20 protein-coding genes are annotated in these 19,918 nt (G+C 61.9%); 14 read left to right on the forward strand and 6 right to left on the reverse strand.

The annotated features are described in order from the left end of the window. Nucleotides 1-159: 159 nt before the first annotated feature. The 4 genes from ACY8D3_RS15995 to mpl are packed head-to-tail and all read right to left on the reverse strand — an operon-like array spanning nucleotide 160 to nucleotide 3,118. A complete protein-coding gene (locus ACY8D3_RS15995) occupies nucleotides 160-450 on the reverse strand; it encodes a YceK/YidQ family lipoprotein (protein WP_462379790.1) in 291 nt (96 codons plus the stop codon). Further along, complete coding sequence (gene ubiX, locus ACY8D3_RS16000) at nucleotides 443-1,072, reverse strand: flavin prenyltransferase UbiX (protein ID WP_462379791.1); 630 nt, start codon at nucleotides 1,070-1,072, stop codon at nucleotides 443-445. The genes ACY8D3_RS15995 and ubiX overlap by 8 nt, the downstream gene beginning before the upstream one ends. A gap of 3 nt (nucleotides 1,073-1,075) precedes the next feature. Then, complete coding sequence (locus ACY8D3_RS16005) at nucleotides 1,076-1,723, reverse strand: LemA family protein (protein WP_462379792.1); 648 nt, start codon at nucleotides 1,721-1,723, stop codon at nucleotides 1,076-1,078. Nucleotides 1,724-1,768: 45 nt separating this feature from the next. Beyond that, on the reverse strand, nucleotides 1,769-3,118 hold the full coding sequence (mpl, locus tag ACY8D3_RS16010) for a UDP-N-acetylmuramate:L-alanyl-gamma-D-glutamyl-meso-diaminopimelate ligase (protein ID WP_462379794.1): 1,350 nt from the start codon (nucleotides 3,116-3,118) through the stop codon (nucleotides 1,769-1,771). 193 nt (nucleotides 3,119-3,311) lie between these two features. On the opposite strand from mpl, the gene eat reads away from it, so the two are divergent. The 8 genes from eat to ACY8D3_RS16050 all read left to right on the forward strand — a co-directional run bounded on the left by eat (nucleotide 3,312) and on the right by ACY8D3_RS16050 (nucleotide 10,330). Further along, complete coding sequence (gene eat, locus ACY8D3_RS16015) at nucleotides 3,312-4,760, forward strand: ethanolamine permease (RefSeq protein ID WP_462379795.1); 1,449 nt, start codon at nucleotides 3,312-3,314, stop codon at nucleotides 4,758-4,760. A gap of 55 nt (nucleotides 4,761-4,815) precedes the next feature. After that, a complete protein-coding gene (locus ACY8D3_RS16020; RefSeq protein WP_462379796.1) occupies nucleotides 4,816-6,210 on the forward strand; it encodes an ethanolamine ammonia-lyase subunit EutB in 1,395 nt (464 codons plus the stop codon). 22 nt (nucleotides 6,211-6,232) lie between these two features. Next, complete coding sequence (eutC, locus tag ACY8D3_RS16025) at nucleotides 6,233-7,069, forward strand: ethanolamine ammonia-lyase subunit EutC (protein ID WP_462379797.1); 837 nt, start codon at nucleotides 6,233-6,235, stop codon at nucleotides 7,067-7,069. A gap of 166 nt (nucleotides 7,070-7,235) precedes the next feature. After that, the gene (locus ACY8D3_RS16030; RefSeq protein WP_462379799.1) at nucleotides 7,236-7,685 is read left to right on the forward strand and encodes an N-acetyltransferase family protein; all 450 of its coding nucleotides are present in this window, start codon (nucleotides 7,236-7,238) and stop codon (nucleotides 7,683-7,685) included. Between the two features lie 100 nt (nucleotides 7,686-7,785). Continuing rightward, on the forward strand, nucleotides 7,786-8,445 hold the full coding sequence (locus ACY8D3_RS16035; protein ID WP_462379800.1) for a DedA family protein: 660 nt from the start codon (nucleotides 7,786-7,788) through the stop codon (nucleotides 8,443-8,445). A gap of 5 nt (nucleotides 8,446-8,450) precedes the next feature. After that, the gene (locus ACY8D3_RS16040; RefSeq protein WP_462379801.1) at nucleotides 8,451-9,290 is read left to right on the forward strand and encodes a M90 family metallopeptidase; all 840 of its coding nucleotides are present in this window, start codon (nucleotides 8,451-8,453) and stop codon (nucleotides 9,288-9,290) included. 61 nt (nucleotides 9,291-9,351) lie between these two features. Continuing rightward, nucleotides 9,352-9,879, forward strand: coding sequence for an inorganic diphosphatase (gene ppa / locus ACY8D3_RS16045; protein WP_462379802.1), 528 nt, complete (start codon nucleotides 9,352-9,354; stop codon nucleotides 9,877-9,879). A 142-nt stretch (nucleotides 9,880-10,021) separates the two neighbouring features. Further along, nucleotides 10,022-10,330 carry a DUF2845 domain-containing protein gene (locus ACY8D3_RS16050; RefSeq protein ID WP_462379803.1) on the forward strand — a complete coding sequence of 103 codons (309 nt, stop codon included), beginning with the start codon at nucleotides 10,022-10,024 and terminating at the stop codon, nucleotides 10,328-10,330. 29 nt (nucleotides 10,331-10,359) lie between these two features. On the opposite strand, the gene ACY8D3_RS16055 is transcribed toward ACY8D3_RS16050, so the two are convergent. Next, nucleotides 10,360-12,567 (reverse strand): OsmC domain/YcaO domain-containing protein, encoded by a 2,208-nt coding sequence (locus ACY8D3_RS16055; protein WP_462379804.1) that lies wholly within the window; start codon nucleotides 12,565-12,567, stop codon nucleotides 10,360-10,362. Between the two features lie 408 nt (nucleotides 12,568-12,975). Here ACY8D3_RS16055 and ACY8D3_RS16060 point away from each other — a divergent pair, with 408 nt between their 5' ends. The 3 genes from ACY8D3_RS16060 to ACY8D3_RS16070 all read left to right on the forward strand — a co-directional run bounded on the left by ACY8D3_RS16060 (nucleotide 12,976) and on the right by ACY8D3_RS16070 (nucleotide 16,130). Beyond that, nucleotides 12,976-13,305 carry a DHCW motif cupin fold protein gene (locus tag ACY8D3_RS16060; protein ID WP_462379805.1) on the forward strand — a complete coding sequence of 110 codons (330 nt, stop codon included), beginning with the start codon at nucleotides 12,976-12,978 and terminating at the stop codon, nucleotides 13,303-13,305. 126 nt (nucleotides 13,306-13,431) lie between these two features. Continuing rightward, nucleotides 13,432-14,430 (forward strand): 2-hydroxyacid dehydrogenase, encoded by a 999-nt coding sequence (locus tag ACY8D3_RS16065; protein WP_462379806.1) that lies wholly within the window; start codon nucleotides 13,432-13,434, stop codon nucleotides 14,428-14,430. Between the two features lie 68 nt (nucleotides 14,431-14,498). Next, nucleotides 14,499-16,130, forward strand: coding sequence for an L-lactate permease (locus tag ACY8D3_RS16070; protein WP_462379807.1), 1,632 nt, complete (start codon nucleotides 14,499-14,501; stop codon nucleotides 16,128-16,130). Nucleotides 16,131-16,150: 20 nt separating this feature from the next. Here the strand turns inward: ACY8D3_RS16070 and ACY8D3_RS16075 are convergent, their stop codons facing one another. Next, entirely contained in the window at nucleotides 16,151-16,708 is a 558-nt protein-coding gene (locus ACY8D3_RS16075) for a hypothetical protein (protein ID WP_462379808.1), read from the reverse strand. A 294-nt stretch (nucleotides 16,709-17,002) separates the two neighbouring features. Between ACY8D3_RS16075 and ACY8D3_RS16080 the strand changes: the two genes are divergently transcribed. The 3 genes from ACY8D3_RS16080 to ACY8D3_RS16090 are packed head-to-tail and all read left to right on the forward strand — an operon-like array spanning nucleotide 17,003 to nucleotide 19,918. Beyond that, the gene (locus tag ACY8D3_RS16080) at nucleotides 17,003-17,635 is read left to right on the forward strand and encodes a paraquat-inducible protein A (protein WP_462379809.1); all 633 of its coding nucleotides are present in this window, start codon (nucleotides 17,003-17,005) and stop codon (nucleotides 17,633-17,635) included. Next, nucleotides 17,632-18,249 carry a paraquat-inducible protein A gene (locus tag ACY8D3_RS16085; RefSeq protein ID WP_462379810.1) on the forward strand — a complete coding sequence of 206 codons (618 nt, stop codon included), beginning with the start codon at nucleotides 17,632-17,634 and terminating at the stop codon, nucleotides 18,247-18,249. Before ACY8D3_RS16080 ends, ACY8D3_RS16085 begins: the two co-directional genes overlap by 4 nt. Next, complete coding sequence (locus ACY8D3_RS16090) at nucleotides 18,239-19,918, forward strand: PqiB family protein (RefSeq protein WP_462379811.1); 1,680 nt, start codon at nucleotides 18,239-18,241, stop codon at nucleotides 19,916-19,918. The genes ACY8D3_RS16085 and ACY8D3_RS16090 overlap by 11 nt, the downstream gene beginning before the upstream one ends.

Consider the following 19,918-nt stretch of genomic DNA (forward strand, 5'->3'; position numbering starts at 1 on the left):
TCGATACCGGTTGTGTGCCCTGGAGAACAGGGCCTCCGACCATGACTACAGTTTTCGGTACCGTCCATCCGGTGGGCTACGCTTCGCTAACCCGCCCTACATGGCTGTGGTGGGAGCGTTTGGCCAATGGCGAGCTCCGGCCCACCGTGGGGTCACGCGTCAATTTCCGCCGCGTACGTTGAAGCGAACGTTTACCGCAGCGGCGAGCGAAAACGGTAGTAGGAGCGTGTCGAGCAACGCGCTGGCTGGCAAATCGAGGCCTGGATACTTGGGTGCTTCGGCGCCGAAATGGTCGTCCGCACAACATCCGCCGTTCAGGGCATACAGGTCGAGCCGCGTGCCGGCATAGACCAGCGGTGCGTCCGGCTTGTTGGCATTAAGCGTCCGTGCGGTCGCGCAGCCCTGGGTGAGCAGCGCGGCGGCGATCAATCCGATCCAGTATCTATTCATCGTTCACCACATGATGTTCGCCCCAGCGCGGCAGCATGTCCTGGGGGATATCCAGCAGGTTGAGAATCCGGGCGACAATGAAGTCGACCATGTCATCCAGCGTCTGCGGCTGATGGTAGAAGCCCGGCGATGCAGGAAGGATAGTCGCTCCCAGGTTGGACAGCTTGAGCATGTTCTCCAGGTGGATGCTGGAATACGGCGCTTCGCGCGGCACCAGAATCAGCTGACGACGCTCCTTCAGCACCACATCGGCCGCCCGCTCGATGAGGTTGTTGCAGGCGCCGGTGGCAATTGCTGAAAGCGTACCGGTGGAGCACGGCACCACGACCATCGCGCTTGGCGCGCCGGAGCCGGAGGCGGGCGGCGCCATCCAGTCTTCCTTGCCATAGACGCGGATCTGATTCACCGAGGCCCCGGTGTATTCGGTCAGAAATGCCTGCATCGCCTGCGGTTTGCTCGGCAGCGTGACGTCCGTTTCGGTCGCCATCACGAGCTGCGCCGCCTTGGAAATCAGGAAATGCACCTCGCGGTCTTCCTGCACAAGACAATCAAGCAGTCGCAGGCCGTACTGCGCGCCTGAGGCGCCGGTCATGGCAAGGGTGATGCGTTCCGGTCCGGTCATGGCTTACTCGGGCTTGGGCGTGTCGACAGGTGCAATGGGGGCTTCGCGCTTTTCGTCGAGCTTGGTGACGATCCTGGCCTTGGCAGAGCTGACAGAGCGCACGACAGCGTCACCACCCTTGTTCAGGGCAAGCCGAAGCGCTTCTGAATCGTCCCGCTCGAACATCTTCACCTTCTCCAAGGTTTCGGCATCATCGATATCGAAGTACGGCGCCGTATCGAAGTTCAGCTTGTTCGCCACCAGCACGGTGGGGAATCCGTTACGCATGACGTTATAGCTGCGTACCCGCTGGTTGTAGTGCTCGCGGCGCTCGAAGATGGTTTGCTCAAGGCGCTCAAGCTGCTGCATGAGCGCCTGGTACGTCTCGTTCGCGCGCAACTGAGGATAGTTCTGCGCCAGCGCCGATACACGCTCCATGGCCCCTTCGATGTTGTTCGACAGCGATACATAGGTCAGCTTTTCATGCTCGCCGTAGCCCGCCGCGATATCGATCACCTGGTTTGCCAGATCCACGCGCTTCTTCATCGAGGCCTGCAGGTTCGACAACGCCTCTCGGATCGCCTGCATGGCCGCCTGAAGCTTGTTGTATTGAAGAACGACCCAAACGGCGATCGCGGCAGCGATCACGATCAGCAAAAACAGAAATTCCATGGTGTGCAGCTCCCTTCCCTTGCGAATTGAAACGAGGTGGATTGATTAACGCAGTGCTTCGGCCAACTTTCCGTGCAGGCCGCCGAACCCGCCGTTGCTCATGATCACCACATGGGTGCCAGGGGCGGCATTGGCTTTCACGCCGGCAATAATGCTGTCGAGCGAATCACAAACGGTGGTGGGCACGGTCGACCCCGAGACCGTGGCGGCCAGGTCCCAGCCCAGGTTCGCCGGGGCATACCAGAATACGTGGTCCGCCTGGGTCACGGATTCAGGCAGTCCATCCCGGTGCGCACCGAGCTTCATGGAGTTCGAGCGTGGCTCTATGACGGCGATGATGTTCGCCGTGCCGACCCGCTTGCGCAAGCCGTCGAGCGTGGTGGCGATCGCGGTCGGGTGGTGGGCGAAGTCGTCGTAGACAGTAACGCCGTTGACCTCGGCCACCTTTTCCATGCGCCGTTTCACGCTCTTGAAGGATGAAAGCCCGGCGATACCCAACTCCGGAACCACGCCGACGTGGCGCGCCGCGGCCAGCGTTGCCAGGGCATTGGCCACGTTGTGCTGCCCTGTCAGTTCCCACTCGACGGTGCCCTGCGGCTGGCCATCGAAGAGCACCTCGAAGCGACTGCCGTCTTCACTCAACAAGCGTGCTTGCCACTGGCCGCCCTCACCTGTCGTGTGGACCGGCGTCCAGCAGCCCATCCCGATCACACGCTCGAGCGCGGCCTCGCTTTTAGGGTGAACGATCAGCCCTTCGCCCGGGATCGTACGAATGAGGTGATGGAACTGGCGTTCGATGGCCGCCAGGTCCGGGAATATATCGGCGTGGTCGAATTCGAGGTTATTCAGGATCGCGGTGCGCGGGCGGTAATGAACGAACTTACTGCGCTTGTCGAAGAACGCGCTGTCGTACTCATCGGCCTCGACCACGAAGAACGGCGTTCCGCCCAGGCGGGCGGATACGCCGAAATTCTGCGGCACGCCGCCAATGAGAAACCCTGGGCTCATGCCCGCATGCTCGAGCACCCAGGCCAGCATGCTGGTCGTGGTGGTCTTGCCATGCGTGCCGGCCACGGCCATCACCCAGCGGCCCTGAAGCACATGATCGGCGAGCCATTGCGGGCCACAGACGTACGGCAATCCCTTGTTCAGCACGTATTCAACGGCAGGATTCCCGCGCGAGAGGGCATTGCCGATCACGACGAGATCCGGCTCCGGCTGCAGATGTGACGGCTCGTAACCCTGCATCAGCTCGATGCCCTGCGCTTCGAGCTGAGTACTCATGGGCGGATAGACATTGGCATCCGAGCCCGTGACACGGTGGCCGAGCTCTTTGGCGAGAACGGCGAGCGAGCCCATGAAGGTGCCGCAGATGCCGAGAATATGGATGTGCATGCTGACTCCGTACAACCAGGCCGCGGGCGCGGCAAATGCGCGCGAGGTTATCACAGCGCCCCGTCGCTACGGGCCACTCTGCAACGGCGCTGAACCGAAGCGCTGGCACATCTATTGCTCTGGTTGCAGGTGCACTCCGGCGCCTTCCCGCCCCATGGAAGGCTTGCAACGACATGATCAAGGCGAACCCGAGATGTCCATCGAGCACACGAGCCAAGCACCTGATAAAGCTGGCGTCGACTTCGAAAAGGTCGACGCAGACTACTTCCAGAACCGGCAATTGAAGCAAGGCGCGGCAGGCTGGGTCCTGCTTGTCGGCCTTGGTGTGGCCTATGTGATTTCGGGGGACTACGCCGGCTGGAACTTCGGCCTGGCCCAGGGCGGCTGGGGCGGGATGTTCATCGCAACGTTACTGATGGCTACGATGTACCTGTGCATGTGCTTCTCACTTGCCGAGTTGTCCTCGATGATTCCCACGGCTGGCGGCGGCTATGGATTCGCTCGAAGCGCCTTTGGCCCCTGGGGCGGCTTCCTGACCGGCACGGCGATCCTGATTGAATATGCCATCGCCCCGGCGGCCATCGCCTGCTTCATCGGTGCCTATTGCGAATCGCTCTTCGGCATCGGCGGCTGGATGATCTACCTGCTGTTCTATGTGGTGTTCATTGCCATCCATATCCTCGGCGCAGGCGAGGCGCTGAAGCTGATGTTCGTCATCACGGCCGTGGCCGCCCTTGCGCTGGCGGTATTCATCGTTTCCATGGTGCCGCACTTCAGCGTGGCGAACCTGTTCGACATACCCGCCACGATGGCCGCCGGGGCGAGCAGCTTCCTACCCTTCGGCTACGTTGGCATCTGGGCTGCCCTGCCCTATGCGATCTGGTTCTTCCTCGCGGTCGAGGGCGTACCGCTTGCGGCAGAAGAAACCAAGGACCCACGCAAGGATCTTCCACGCGGCCTGATCGGCGCCATGTTGGTGCTTCTCGCGTTCGCTGCACTGATTCTGGTCGTCGGACCGGGCGCTGCCGGTGCACAGAGCCTGGTCGCGTCGGGCAATCCGCTGGTGGAGTCGCTTGAAAAAGCCTACGGCGCCTCGACCTGGATGAGCCAGTTCGTCAACCTCGTTGGCCTGGCAGGCCTGATTGCGAGCTTCTTCTCGATCATCTATGCCTACTCCCGGCAGATCTTCGCGCTGTCACGGGCGGGATATTTGCCCCGCTCGCTGTCGCTGACCAACCGCAACAAGGCGCCGGTGCTGGCGCTGATCATCCCGGGCATCATCGGTTTCGGCCTTTCGCTGAGCAACCAGGGCGACCTGCTCATCCTGGTCGCCGTGTTCGGCGCCACGATCTCCTATGTATTGATGATGGCCTCGCACATCGCACTACGGGTTCGTCGCCCTGATCTGCCGCGCCCTTACCGCACCCCCGGTGGTGTCGTGACATCCGGCATCGCGCTCGTGCTCGCCTGTGTCGCCGTAGTGGCAGGCTTCCTTGTGGACCCGCGCGTCGTGATCGGCGCTGTCATCATCTACGCTGTGTTGATCGGCTATTTCGCGCTGTACAGCCGCCACCACCTGGTATCCGGCACGCCGGAAGAAGAGTTCGCCGCGATACAGGCAGCCGAACAGGACCTGCGTTGACGGGTCCCAGCTAAAACAATGACGCCGCGCCCCACGCGGCTCTGGAGACGTTGCCATGGCCCGGTTCAACCACACCGTTGGCGGTCAGACCTACCGTTTCGAAAGCCTCAAGGACGTGATGGCGAAGGCCAGCCCGGCCCGCTCGGGCGACTTCCTCGCCGAAGTCGCGGCGAGCAGCGACGCCGAGCGGGTCGCCGCGCAAATGGCACTGGCGGACATACCCTTGCGGCAATTCCTCGACGAGGCTGTCATTCCCTACGAGAAGGACGAAGTCACCCGCTTGATCATCGATACCCATGATGAACAGGCCTTCTCGCCCGTCGCGCACCTAACCGTTGGCGGCTTTCGCGACTGGTTGCTGAGCGACGAGGCGGACACATCCGCACTCACTGCACTTTCGTCGGGGCTCACGCCCGAGATGGTCGCGGCCGTGTCCAAGATCATGCGGGTACAGGACCTCATCCTCGTCGCCCAGAAGGTACGCGTGGAAACGCGCTTCCGGAACACCATCGGCATCCGCGGGCGGATGTCCACGCGATTGCAGCCAAACCACCCTACGGATGACCCGGCAGGCATCGCAGCAAGCATTCTGGACGGTTTGCTGTACGGCAACGGGGACGCCGTCATCGGCATCAACCCGGCCACGGACAGCACCGCCGGCATCTGCGAATTGCTCAAGATGCTGGATGCGATCATCCAGCGCTATGAGATCCCAACCCAATCCTGCGTCCTGACCCACGTCACTACATCCATCGAAGCCATCGGTCGCGGCGCGCCGGTGGACCTCGTCTTCCAGTCCATCGCCGGCACCGAGGCCGCCAACGCGAGCTTCGGCATCAATCTGGCGGTGCTTCAGGAAGGGTACGAGGCCGGGCTGTCACAAAAGCGCGGCACCGTCGGCGAAAACCTCATGTACTTCGAAACCGGCCAGGGCAGCGCGCTTTCCGCCAACGCCCACCATGGGGTGGACCAGCAGACCTGCGAAGCTCGCGCCTACGCCGTCGCGCGCCGCTATAACCCGCTGCTGGTCAATACGGTGGTCGGCTTCATCGGCCCCGAATACCTCTATAACGGCAAGCAGATCATTCGCGCAGGGCTCGAAGATCACTTCTGCGCCAAGCTACTTGGCGTGCCAATGGGCTGTGACATCTGCTACACCAACCATGCCGAAGCCGATCAGGACGACATGGACATGCTCCTGACGCTGCTGGGTACGGCCGGCATCAATTTCATCATGGGCATTCCGGGCTCGGACGATGTGATGCTCAACTACCAGACGACCTCCTTTCACGACGCGCTGTACGTGCGCAAGGTGCTCGGCCTGCGCCCCGCACCGGAGTTCGAAGCCTGGCTCGAGCGCATGGAAATCCTGCGCCAACACGACGGCACGGTTCGCCTGGGCAACGAAGTGCCCACGGCCTTCCGCCAGGCGCTCGCTCAACTCGGCTGACCCATCTTTCGGAGGCACGCACATGAGCGCGCAAGACACACTGCCCGACAACGTCACGCAAGGCCCATGGGATGCGCTGCGCAAGCTCACCCCGGCGCGCATCGGGCTCGGCCACACCGGCACCAGCCTGCCAACCCGCGCCCAGCTCGAGTTCCAGTTTGCGCACGCTCAGGCGCGTGATGCGGTGCACCTGCCGTTCGATCATGCGGAGCTGGCAGACAGCCTGGAGGGGACGGGGCTTGAGCGCGTGTTGCTGCACAGCGCGGCATCGGACCGACACCTCTACCTGCAACGCCCCGATCTCGGACGAAAGCTGGATGACGCCTCTGCGGCCTCGCTCGATGCGCACGCCGCGGAGCGGTCGCAGCCCTATGATCTGGCGATCGTGGTCGCTGACGGCCTCTCCGCGCTGGCCATTCATCGGCACGCCAAGCCGTTCATAGAACGCCTGTTGGAGCTGATCGGTGAAGAGAACTGGTCCCTTGCGCCGATTACACTGGTACAACAGGGGCGCGTGGCCGTCGCGGACGAAATCGGCGAGCGACTGGGCGCGAGGATGACGGTTATCCTCATTGGCGAGCGCCCTGGCCTCAGCTCACCGGACAGCCTCGGACTTTACTTCACCTTTGGCCCGAAGGTGGGGCTGAACGATGCCCATCGCAACTGTATTTCCAATGTCCGCCTGGAAGGCCAGAGCTATGCCATGGCTGCACACCGCCTGCACTACCTCATGCGCGAGGCCTGTCGGCGACAGCTTTCGGGGGTGAGCCTCAAGGACGATGCGGATATGCAGACGCTCGCCAGCGAATCGGGGCAGATGCTCGACAATTTCCTGCTGCCGGACACCCCGCGCTCCTGATCCGCCACGCTCAGCGCGCTTGGCCCAGGTGCAATCAGGTACGCGGAATTGCGCTAGCGGCGTGACTTGAGGCAGCATTCGGTCCGTCCCGGCCGCCGCGCCGTTGTCCAATGACGAACTGGATGCTTCCCGCCTGCAAGGGGCGTCCCTTCGTACCGAGGCCCTCATGCGCATCATTCAAGCCACGCCTGAACATCTGGATCTGATTGCCCCGATGTTCATCAAGTACCGTGAAGTCTTTGGCGAGCCCGCCTATCCCGAACAATCGCGAGCGTTCCTCGCCAAGCGCCTGGAGCGGGACGAATCGGTCATCTACCTGGCCCTGGCCGACGACGAAGACAAACCCATGGGCTTCTGTCAGCTTTACCCCGGCTATTCCTCGCTCTCGCTGGAGCGCGTCTGGGTACTCAATGGCCTCTTCGTGGAAGAAGACGCCCGCCGCCAGCAAGTCGCCGACCGACTGCTGCAAGTAGCGCGCAAGATGGCGAAGGAAACCAATGCCGTGCGGCTCCGTGTCGCGACCCGCGCAGATAATTTGGCGGCGCGCGCACTTTACGAGTCGATTGGGTTCGAACAGGACGCCGAATTCACCAACTATGTGCTTCCGCTCGACTGAGCCTGACCGCGGGGCCCGCCCGACGCCGGTCGCAAGGCCGAGTCTGGCCGGCAGTTGGCCTGAACGGCGCCATCAGCCTGATTGCTTCGGAGCTTTCGCAATGGACTTCGCCCCGCTCGACATCATCCTTCACCTCGACGCCTACCTGGAACTGCTGATCAACCAATATGGGAGCTGGATCTACCTGATCCTCTTCGCAGTGATTTTCTGCGAGACGGGCCTGGTCGTCATGCCCTTCCTGCCGGGGGACTCCCTGTTGTTCATTGCCGGTGGGATGGCCGCGATCGGCGGCATGGACCTCGGCCTGCTCATGCTGTGCCTGTTCCTCGCCGCTACGCTCGGCGACAGCACCAACTATGTGGTCGGCCGTACGTGCGGCAAACGGCTGTTCTCCAACCCGGACTCGAAGATCTTTCGCCGCGACTACCTGCTGCAGACCGAAGCCTTCTACCTCCGCCACGGCGGCAAGACGGTCACACTGGCGCGTTTCCTGCCGATCCTGCGGACCTTCGCTCCGTTCGTGGCCGGCCTTGGCCGCATGCACTACCCGCGGTTTCTCGGGTTCAGCGTCGCCGGTACCGTACTGTGGGTATGCGGGCTCTGCACCCTGGGCTATTTCTTCGCGAACATCCCGTTCATCCGTCAGCACCTGACGCTGCTGATCCTGGCCGTCATCGCCCTATCGCTCGCGCCGGTCGTGGTAGGCGCTATCCGCCAACGTCAGCGCAGCCGCGCCGTGCGCGCCGCGTCCGGGCACTGACATCGATGTGGAGCTTTCGCGCCTGGCGCCGACGGCGGTTTCTGGAGCGCACCCGGATAGACCCGGTGCTCTGGGCCAGGGTCAGGTCGCGACTGCCCATCCTTGACGGTCTGACTGAAACCGAGCTCACACGCCTTCAGGCGCAAAGCCTGTTGTTCCTGAAAGACAAGACCGTGAGCCCGTTGCCCGGCGTAGAGCTCGGTGACGAGGAATTGCTGGTCATTGCCGCTCAGGCGACACTGCCGCTGCTGCACCTGCCCGACGTTGATTGGTACAGCGGCTTTCACGAGCTGGTGATTTACCCGGACGACTTCGTCAGCCCCCAGAAATACCGGGACGATGCCGGCATCGAACACGCCTGGGATGATGAACGCAGTGGCGAAGCCTGGCAGCAGGGGCCGGTCATCATGGCCTGGCCCGGCATCCTGCAGAGCGGCAACTGGGACGGCTTCAATCTCGTCATCCATGAGCTCAGCCACAAGCTGGACATGCTCGAAGGCGGCCCAAACGGCCTGCCGCCGCTGCACGCCGGCATGCGCATCGACGCCTGGGCTGGGGCCATGCAGCCCGCCTATGACGCCCTCAATGCCCAACTCGATGCCGACGAAAACGCCGAGACGCCCATCGACCCGTATGCAGCGGAAGATCCGGCCGAATTCTTCGCGGTCACCAGCGAATATTTCTTCTGTGCTCCCGACCTGCTGCACAGCGCCTACCCGGCGGTGTATGCGCAACTCAAGGCGTTCTACCGGCAGGACCCGTTGGCGCGGCTAACGGCGCTCCAGGCGAACGATCCTGCCTACCGACCGGAACCCGCCGCGGCCGACGATGGTCTTGGTAGCTAGCTTTCAATCCTTGGGCCTATAATCGCGCCCACTTTTCGGACCCAATTCCAGGGAGTCGCCCATGAGCTACAGCAAGATCCCGGCCGGCAAGGACCTGCCTAACGACATCTACGTCGCCATCGAGATCCCGGCCAACCACGCGCCGATCAAGTATGAAATCGACAAGGACAGCGACGCGCTGTTCGTCGACCGCTTCATGGCTACCCCGATGTTCTACCCGGCTAACTACGGCTACATTCCCAATACGCTGGCCGATGACGGTGACCCGCTGGACGTACTGGTCGTGACCCCCTACCCTGTTGCCCCTGGCGCTGTCATCCGCGCTCGCCCCGTGGGCGTGCTGCACATGACCGACGAATCCGGTGGCGACGCCAAGCTGATCGCCGTACCGCACGACAAACTGACCGTGCTGTACAAGGACGTGAAGGAATACACCGACCTGCCAGCCCTGCTCATCGAGCAGATCAAGCACTTCTTCGAGAACTACAAGGACCTCGAAAAAGGCAAGTGGGTGAAAGTTGAAGGCTGGGGTGACGCGGAAGCCGCCCGTGCCGAAATTACCAAGGCGGTTGCGGCTTACCAAAAATAAGCTGACAACACCTCCAAGAAGCCGGCCACAAGCCGGCTTTTTTATTGCCTGCAAATGGCTCAGCAGCGCGCGAATGTGGGCCACAGCACTCCAGGCTCTCGGCCTATACTCGACGTATGCTCGTCCATGCATAGACGTCACCATGAAACGCCCACCCCTTCCCCCTGCCCTCGTAGCGCTGATACTCACTGCAATCACACCCGCTGCCTCAGCCGACTGGCGATGTGCGAACGGCATCGCGAGCAAGGGCGACAGCATGCTGGAGGTGACGCGCAAGTGTGGTGAGCCCGCGGCACGGCAGGCCAACATGCCTGCTGTCGGGCCAGACGGGCGTGTGGCTTATGGCGCCGTGCAAGTCGAGGAATGGGTGTATGGCCCGCGAAGCGGAATGCTCTACACCCTTCGGTTCGTGGATGGCAGGCTGGTACGGATCGACAGCGGGAGGGAGTGAGCCGCCAATCCGCGGCTCACCTTTTGCCGTTACTCGGTGGCGATGCCGGCTGCCCTGGCACGTGCCGAATGAAGTTTCCTGTAGCTTTCCACCAGGCGCAGATGGCGGTCGAGCCCCTCGAGTTTCATGCTGGTCGGTGTCAGGCCGTGGAAGCGGACGCTGCCGTCCACCGATCCCAGTACGGCATCCATCCGGGCATTGCCGAACATGCGACGGAAGTTGGTTTCGTAGTCTGCCATTTCCAGATCCTCATCGAGGATGACTTCCAGCACGACATTCAGCGCCTGGTAGAACAGGCCGCGCTCGACGGTGTTGTCGTTGAACTGCAGGAAGGCCTCGACCAGCTCCTTGGCCGGCTCGAACTGTTGCAACGCCACATGGATCAGTAGCTTGAGTTCCAGCACGGTGAGCTGGCCCCAGACCGTGTTGTCGTCGAACTCGATGCCGATCAGGGTGGCGATATCGGTGTAGTCGTCCAGCTCGGCCTCTTCGAGGCGTTCGACCAGTGCTTCGAGTTGCTCGTCATCCAGCCGGTGCAGGTTCAGGATGTCATCGCGGAAGAAGAGCGCCTTGTTGGTATTGTCCCAAATGAGGTCTTCGACAGGGTATATCTCGGAATAGCCGGGCACGAGGATCCGGCAGGCCGTCGCGCCGAGGTCGCCATAGACGGCCATGTAGACTTCCTTTCCCATCGATTCGAGGATGCCGAATAGCGTGGCCGCTTCCTGCGCGTTCGAATCGCTGCCCTGCGCCGAGAAATCCCACTCGACGAATTCGAAATCGGCCTTCGCGCTGAAGAAGCGCCAGGACACGACGCCGCTGGAGTCGATGAAGTGCTCGACGAAGTTATTGGGCTCGGTCACCGCGTGGCCTTCGAAGGTCGGCTGCGGTAGGTCGTTCAAGCCCTCGAAGCTTCGGCCCTGCAGCAACTCGGTCAGACTGCGCTCCAGTGCCACTTCGAAGCTGGGGTGCGCGCCAAAGGATGCGAACACGCCCCCGGTGCGCGGATTCATCAGCGTGACGCACATCACGGGGAATTCACCGCCAAGCGATGCGTCCTTCACCAGCACCGGGAAACCCTGCTCTTCCAGGCCGCGGATGCCCGCCAGGATGTTGGGGTACTTGGCGAGCACATCTTCCGGGACATCCGGTAATGCCAGCTCGCCTTCAAGGATCTCGCGCTTCACGGCCCGCTCGAAAATCTCGGACAAACACTGCACTTGCGCTTCGGCTAGCGTATTGCCGGCGCTCATGCCGTTACTGAGGAACAGGTTCTCGATCAGGTTGCTCGGAAAGTAGACAGTCTCGCCATCTGACTGACGCACATAGGGCAACGCGCAGATCCCGCGCTCGGTGTTGCCCGAGTTGGTGTCGTAGAGGTGAGAACCGCGCAGCTCGCCGTCCGGATTGTAGATTTCCAGGCAATACGGATCGAGGATCCCCTTGGGCAGCGCATCCTTGCGGCCCGGTTTGAACCAGCGCTCGTTCGGGTAATGCACGAAGGGCGCGTTGGCGATGTCCTCGCCCCAGAACTGATCGTTGTAGAAGAAGTTGCAGTTGAGCCGCTCGATGAATTCGCCCAGTGCCGATGCCAGAGCGCTTTCCTTGGTCGAGCCCTTGCCATTGGTAAAGCACAGCGGTGACTGCGCATCACGGATATGCAAGGACCAGACATTCGGCACGATGTTGCGCCAAGACGCGACTTCAATCTTCATGCCCAGGTTGGCGATGATCGCCGACATGTTGGTGATGGTCTGCTCCAGCGGCAGGTCCTTGCCCAGGATATACGTGCTGGCACCGGACGCCGGGTCCAGCATCAGCAGGGCGTCAGCGCTGGCATCGAGGTTATCGACTTCCTCGATGATGAATTCGGGGCCGGTCTGCACCACCTTCTTGACCGTACAGCGGTCGATCGAACGCAGAATGCCCTGACGGTCCTTGGCGGAGATGCCCGCCGGCAACTCGACCTGGATCTTGAAGATCTGGTTGTAGCGGTTTTCCGGGTCGACGATGTTGTTCTGCGAGAGGCGGATGTTCTCGGTCGGGATATCCCGCGTCTGGCAGTACAGCTTCACGAAGTACGCCGCGCAAAGCGCCGACGATGCCAGGAAGTAATCGAAGGGCCCCGGCGCGGAGCCGTCCCCCTTGTAGCGGATAGGCTGGTCTGCGATGACGGTGAAGTCGTCGAACTTGGCTTCCAGTCGAAGGTTGTCGAGGAAGTTGACCTTTATTTCCATGGGGGGATTACCTGGGTGTGTGCAGCGGAAAAGCCGCGAATTATCCGGTTTTTACCGAGTGAAGTCTTGGGCTATCGGTCGGTGCCGCGCTGTGTGGCGTCATTGTCCAAAACGGCCGGGAGCATAGGCGCGAGAGCGAGGCAGAGGTCGACCGCGCAACTTTCAGCCTCAAGGGTATTGATGCTTTTTCTCCCCGAAGGTCAGATTGAAGCCTGCGTTCTCGAAGGTTCTGCCGAGGCAAGATGACCCTGTTGATTGGTCACGCCTTCCCACGGGTCCCTTGTTAGCCGCTTCGCTTTCCGGTACCACCGCCGTCACGCGCTAATCCCCTATATTGCCGAGGCCCGCATCCGCCCTATTCTGTCGAGTCACCCGGAAGCAGCCCGCTTACTGTTTTGAGGCCCACGCATGAACATCAGTAATATCCCCTTTGGCACCACCGATTGGTCGACAATCGACGCAACCGAACATACTGGTGAAACCGGGATGGCCTATTGGCGCACCCAAACCTTCGGCGACATTCGGGTGCGCATGGTGGAGTACACGCCGGGCTATCTGGCCGACCACTGGTGCAGCAAAGGCCACATCCTGTTCTGCCTTGAAGGTGAACTTCACACGGAACTCGAGGATGGTCGGCGCTTCGTGCTCAAGCCCGGCATGAGTTATCAGGTGGCCGACAACGCCGAGCCTCATCGCTCCTACACCGATGTCGGCGCCAGGCTTTTCGTGGTGGACTGACGGGCGGCGCGTTCAACCCGTTTCGTACTGACCAGGGTCACGCTCGGTACACGATTCATGGCCTATCTTCTATGACTGACCCCTTATGCCGCCTGGCGGTACATCGCTCTGGTCCAGGAGATAGCCATGAAACTCGCCATGTTCAGCGCCCAACCCTACGATCGCCGGTTCTTCGACGAGGCGCTGCAACGCAAGCACGCTGGCAGCGACGTCGACATCACCTACCTCGATGCCACCCTCTCGGCTGACACTGTACTGCTGGCGCAGGGGTTCGATGCCGTTTGCGCCTTCGTCAATGACGACCTGAGCGCAGCGCAGCTGGAGACCCTGGCAGGCTTCGGCATTCGCGCCGTTCTCATGCGCTGCGCCGGCTTCAACAACATCGACCTCAACGCAGCCAAACGGCTTGGGCTGTTCGTTGCTCGCGTCCCGGCGTATTCGCCGGAGGCCGTTGCGGAGCACACGCTGGCGCTGGTCATGACGCTCAATCGCCACACCCATCGGGCCTTCAACCGGGTACGCGAAGGCAACTTCATGCTCGATGGCCTGCTCGGCTTCAATCTGCATGGCAAGACGGTCGGTCTGATCGGTACCGGGAAGATCGGCATCGCCACGGCGCGGATCTTCAAGGGTTTTGGCTGCCGCGTGTTGGGCCACGATCCATTCGAGACGCCCGATTTTGCGCCGCTAGGCGAATATGTAGCGCTCGAGCGACTGCTTGCCGAGTCCGACATCGTGAGCCTGCATTGCCCACTCACGGAAGGCACGGCACATCTGATCAATGCCGAGAGCCTGAGCCGCATGAAACGCGGTGCGATGCTGGTCAATACGTCGCGTGGCGGGCTCGTTGATACGCCGGCTGTTATCGATGCGCTGAAATCCCATCAATTGGGTGCGCTGGCGATCGACGTCTATGAGCAAGAGAGCCAGCTGTTCTTCCAGGACCGGTCCAGTGCGCGCATCGATGACGAGGTCTTCCTTCGCCTGATGACGTTCCCCAATGTCATGGTGACTGGCCACCAGGGCTTCTTCACCGAGGAAGCCCTGCGGGAAATCGCCGATGTCACGTTGCACAACCTGCAATGCTTCACGCGCGGCGAAGGCTGCGGCAACGTCCTCTGCTGAATTGGCACGCTCTCCTTTTCCCGCTCAAGCGGGCCATAGCGGCCCGCGCTACCGGAGCCTGACCTGTCATGTGGCAGCACCTCTACGACCCACTGGGCAACGCCTACCTGTCCGCGCTTCTGGCCGCGACGCCCATCCTGTTCTTCCTGCTGGCCCTGACACTGCTCAAGCTCAAGGGAATGACCGCAGCGATTCTCGCGCTGGGCATCGCCGCGGCCATGGCCGCGCTGCTGTTCGGCATGCCGCTGGCGAGCATCCTGGGCGCAGCATTGTTCGGCATCCTCAGCGGTCTGTGGCCCATTGGCTACATCATCCTCACGGCGGTGTGGCTTTATAAGCTGGCTGTGAAAAGCGGCAAATTCGAGGTCATCCGCGGCAGTATCGCCACGATCTCGGACGACCAGCGCGTCCAGGTCATTCTCATCGCGTTCTGCTTCGGGGCATTCCTGGAAGGGGCCGCAGGCTTCGGAGTACCCATTGCCATCTGTGCGGCGCTGCTCGTCGAGCTGGGCTTCAAGCCTTTGAAGGCGGCCATGCTCTGCCTGTTGGCAAATGCCGCGTCGGGCGCTTACGGGGCGATCGGTATACCGGTGCTGGTCGGTGCGCAGCAAGGCGGTGTACCACTGGCCGAGATGTCATTGATGATGATTGCGATCGTGCAGCTGGCGACGCTTTTCGTCCCGACCCTGTTGATCGCTGTGCTGGACGGCTGGCGTGGCATTCGCGAAACCTGGCCCGTACTACTGCTGATCGGGGTGCTGTTCAGCGGCGTGCAGACCGCGACGCTGTATCTGCTCGGGCCCGAGCTGGTCGATATCATCGCACCTCTGGTGAGCATGGGGTGCCTGGCTGCGTTCATGCAGGTCTGGCAACCCCGCCACGTCTATCGTGAAGACGGCGCGCCGCCTATCTCCAGCCAGCGCTGGTCATTGCCGCAAGTGATCGCGGCGTGGTCGCCGTTCTACATTCTCACGGCTGTAGTGCTGACTTGGAGCCTGCCCGCATTCAAATCGCTGTTTGCCGCAGGCGGATGGCTGGAAAGCACGGTGCTGCGCATACCCATGCCGTTCCTGCATCTGCAGATTCAAGAGCTTCCGCCAATCACCGAAGCTGCGCGCGCGCTGCCCGCCGTCTGGACACTGGCACTCGTGAGCGCGCCGGGCACGGCCATCCTCATTTCCATTCTCATCACAGTGGCGTTGTCACGTCGGCTGTCCTGGCGCGCCGCCGGGGAGCAGTTCTCGCTGACGGTCACTGAGCTATGGCGCCCGCTGACCATGATCTGCCTGATCATGGCAGTGGCCTATATCGCCAATTTCTCGGGCGCGTCGTCCAGCATCGGGCTGGCGCTGGCAAATGCGGGCGCCGTATTCCCACTGCTATCACCGATCATTGGCTGGCTGGGCGTGTTCATTACGGGCTCGGTGGTAAACAACAACACGCTGTTCGCCCACCTGCAGGCGATTACCGCCACGCAAATTGGCACCAGTCCGTCCCTGTTGGTCGCTGCCAATACCAGCGGCGGCGTCATGGCCAAGCTGATCTCGCCACAATCCATTGCCATTGCCGCCGCTGCGGTAGGCCAGGTCGGTCGAGAGTCCGAGATCATGCGCATGACGCTTACGTACAGCCTCGCCCTGTTGGCATACGTTTGCGTATGGACATGGCTACTGGCGCAATGGGTGCCCGCCACACTTTGAGCCGTGGGCAGGAGGCGGCGTTATGCAGCCGTCTCCTGTGGATACCAACCGAGATGCGCCTCGATCAGACGGCGGTTGGCCGTGCTGATGCTCGCTGGTGTGGATCGTATGTAGTGCTCGGCATGAGCGTATTGATCGGCAGGCAACCCTTTGAGGTAGTCGATAACGTCCGTTTCACTTGGCATGCGGTGGTTTTCCCCGCGGCTTCGCGGCGGCAGGGCGGTCCAAACCACCGCATCGATCCCCCTCGCAGTGGCCCAGGCTGCAATCCGGTCCGAGCAGGGCGAAGGACCGTATACGGCAGGCAAGCTTCCTACGCACTCGGGTTGAAACGCCGGAATGCCCTCGCGTTCACGCAGTTGCTCGCGCGCAACCGCCAGTTCAGCCACATCCAGAAGGGCCCAGAGAACCGGTACGTCGGCGACACCTGGGCACAGTACCGTCGCTAACTCACCCCCGTCGCTTTCCCGGGCGAACTCGATGGGCAACAGCGGCCCATCGTCGAACCATTCGGAGGCCAACGCCAGGTCACCCGGCTTCCAGATCAATGATCCCCAGCCCAAGCAGGCAATACGCATAGTGCTCCCCCCTCCCATGTCGTCATGGGTGGACACCCGTTACGCCGTGAAGGTGCGGCACGGTGCCATAGCCGCCCGGCGAACGGTGTGGACCGACCGTCTCCCACCGCGCGCAAGCGAACGGGCAGCATGGCGCCAGGTCTCATAGAGGAACGTCCTCCTGACGCATGCGATGATGTAGAGTTGGCGGTTCGATGCCCGGGTGTGCCCGTTTGCCCAGGGCCAGCGGTGGCACATGGACGACCCTCGAGTTCACGATTGGATTTACGGCGACAGCCCGGCGACCTGCACCGAATGAGCGCTTCAGACACGGCCCGATCCTCGCGCAAGCACTGGTTGATCTGCGAACACTGCGATTCGCTGTATGAGCGCGCGCCTCTGAAGCGGCGCCAGGCCGCGTACTGTCAGCGCTGCGGAGCTCTGTTGGAGCGCGGCGGTGGATTCTCGATCGAACAGCTACTGGCACTGTCCATTGCCGCTGCGATCCTTTACATATTCGCTAACATCTTTCCGGTCATTCAGATTCGCATGGAAGGCCTCACGAACGAGGCGTCCCTGTGGCAATCGGTGCAGGCGCTCGCTCAGGGTCGCATTACCCTGATTGCGCTGGTGGCAGGCCTCGCCATCATCTTTGCGCCCGGCCTGCAGATCATGCTGCTGGTCTGGGTGCTTGCCTTCGCCTATAGGCGTCGTGTTGCGCCGGGATTCAAGCTTTGCATGCGTACATTGGAGCATCTCCGTCCCTGGAGCATGCTCGAGGTGTGTCTGCTGGGGATTCTGGTGTCCATCGTAAAGCTCTCGGGCATGCTCAATGTGCATCCGGGCGCGGGTCTGTGGGCCATGGGCATGCTGACAGTACTCCTCATCCTTATTGCCAACCGGGATATCCGCCGGCTATGGGATGAGCTCCCGGTGCCAATGTCATGAGCCAGCCGCCTTACGCCTACGAGCGTAGCCTCGCCCTCTGCCATACCTGTGGATATGCCTGTGATCTGGATGCTCACACCTGCCCCCGATGCCAGTCAGCGGTGCATCGACGGAAGCCGAACAGCTATGCGCGCACCTGGGCGCTGCTGATCGCTAGCCTGATCTTCTACATACCGGCCAATACCCTGCCGGTGATGTACACCAGCCTGCTGGGCAGCGCCGCCGAAAGCACGATCATGAGTGGCGTTATCGAGTTCTGGAAAGAAGGCTCCTGGGATATCGCCGCGCTGATCTTCATCGCCAGCATCGCCGTCCCGTGCCTGAAGTTCTTCATTCTCGCTCTGCTGCTGATCACCTGTCAGCGACGTAGTCGATGGGCACTGCGCGAGCGTGCACGGCTGTACCGGTTCATCGAGCTGATTGGCTACTGGTCGATGCTGGACGTGCTGGTCGTTGCCCTGGTCGCAGCGCTGGTGCAATTTCGCGCACTCAGCACCATCGAGCCACGAATCGGTATCCTGTTCTTCGGCCTGGTCGTTGTGCTGACGATGCTGGCCGCAATGACTTTCGACCCCCGCAAGATCTGGGACGCAGAGGTAAACGATGTCCGATAGGCCCAACCCGTCCGCACCGACTCCGGAGGTGAGAAGCCACCGTTTCCGTATCTCGCTGATATGGCTGGTGCCCATTGCGGCCGCGCTAGTGGGACTGTCCATGGTCATCCACAGCTGGTTATCCACAGGCCCCACCGTCGTGGTGAGCTTTCAGACCGCTGAAGGCCTGGAAGCCAACCGTACCCAAGTGAAGTACAAGAATGTGGTCATCGGCACGGTGACCCGCATTCAGCTCAGCGATGATCGCTCACACGTCAACGCTACGATCGAGCTGGACAAATCAGCCCACCCGTTTACTCGCGAAGATTCGCGCTTCTGGGTCGTGCGTCCACGGATCGGGGCCGGCGGGGTATCCGGCATCGATACCTTGCTATCGGGTGTATTCATCGGCGCGGACGCCGGCCGCTCCGAGGAAACCAGCACCACGTTCGAAGGACTGGAACAGCCTCCCGCTGTAACCTACGGCCAGCCCGGCAAGCGCTTCACGCTGCATACGGGCGATTTGGGATCGCTGTATGTGGGTGCGCCAGTCTATTACCGTCGCATTCAGGTTGGCCAGGTCGTTTCCTACACCCTGGCGAACGACGGCAAGGGCGTGGACATCGAGATCTTCGTGAATGCCCCGCATGACCGCTTCGTGCTGACCGACTCGCGGTTCTGGAACGCCAGCGGCATCGATGTTGCATTGGGCGCGAATGGCTTGAGGGTAAACGCCGAGTCGCTGTCGACCATCGTGGCAGGCGGCATCGCGTTCCGTGAGCCCAACTGGACGCCTGAGCCCAAGGCGGCGGACGAATACACCGAATTCCAGCTGTTCGCTGACCAGCAAACAGCCCTGGCCCCTCCAGACGGCGAGCCCCGCTATATCCGCATGCGCTTCAACCAGTCCCTGCGCGGCATGCGTCTGGACGCGCCGGTCGAGTTCCTCGGCATCAACGTCGGCCGCGTCGTATCGATGGATCTGGAGTACGACGAAAAGACCGGGGACTTCCCGACGACTGTGGGCGCGGTGATTTATCCACAGCGCCTCGGCCGCGCTCATGAGCAACTCGTGAAGGAAATGGGTGGCGAAGGCGAGGAGATGACTGCCAAGCTCATCAAACGCTTCGTGGATCGAGGCCTGCGCGCCGAAGCCCGTACCGGGAACCTGCTGACAGGCCAGCTCTACATTGCCTTGGAGTTCTCACCGAACGCACCGAAAGTGGCCTTCAATGCCAAGGCACAACCGATCGAGATTCCCACCGTGGCCGGCAGCTTCGACCGGTTGCAGGAGCAGCTTCAGGCCATGGTCGACAAGATCAGCCGCCTGCCGGTAGACGAGATCGGCAACAACCTCAACGGGAGCCTCGCCGAGCTTCGCAACACGCTAAAGCAAGTCAATGGGCAGGTCCTGCCGGAGATGAAAGGCACGCTGCAGCAGGCGAACGAGACGCTGGAACAGGTCGCCCGAACCATGGAAACGACCCGTCAGACGCTGGCCGACGACTCGCCGCAACTCCAGCAGGTCGAGACGACGATGGAAGAACTCCAGCGCACCGCCCGCTCGATGCGTGTGCTGACCGACTACCTAAGCCGGCATCCCGAAGCCCTCATTCGCGGCCGTTCGAGCGAAGCCGCGCCGGGTTCCTATCAACCGCCGACGCCTTCACGCCGATCCATGGAGCCCTGA

Source organism: Pseudomonas sp. Marseille-QA0892 (assembly GCF_054950135.1).